The sequence below is a fragment of the Thiococcus pfennigii genome (assembly GCF_016583835.1).
GTDB lineage: Bacteria > Pseudomonadota > Gammaproteobacteria > Chromatiales > Chromatiaceae > Thiococcus > Thiococcus pfennigii.
This window is the reverse complement of record NZ_NRRW01000171.1, coordinates 1-506: the sequence shown is the minus strand read 5'-3', so window position 1 is coordinate 506 and position 506 is coordinate 1. Positions and strand designations below refer to the sequence as shown.

General features: G+C 59.3%; 1 protein-coding gene. It reads right to left on the bottom strand.

What is annotated here, in order from left to right:
* On the bottom strand, positions 1–506 hold a 506-nt coding region (locus CKO41_RS18420; RefSeq protein WP_200233044.1), incomplete at both ends, for a PAS domain S-box protein.

Here is a 506-nt window from a genome sequence, read left to right as displayed (position 1 = left end):
TCCATTACTGATGTCCTCGATCACGGCAACGAAATAGGCAGGGGCGCCAGCATCGGTGCGCACCAGGGACATGGTCACTAGGGTCCAGATGAACGTGCCATTACGTCGACAGTAACGCTTTTCGAGTTGATAGTGGTTGATGTCACCGGCGATCAAGCGTGCGATCAGCTCGAGGTTTTTGTCGAGATCATCGGCATGCGTGAGGGTTTGAAAACGCAGTTGCCGAAGTGCGTCGCTGGAGTAGCCGAGCATCGTCGACAGGCGGCGATTGACCCGCAGAAAGCGACCATCGGGCGCGACCTGAGCCATGCCTACCGCCGCCTGCTCAAAGGTTGCTTGGAAGTCTTGCTGGCTCAGGAGTCGGGCGCGCTCGGCCTGGCGAAGGTCGGTCAGATCCTTGAACACTGTCGCGATCAGCGGTTTTCCGTGCTGCACGACGATGCGGGCGCTGACGCGGACATCGCGCAGGGCGCTATCCTTTCGGCGATGTTGGGTGTCGAAAATGG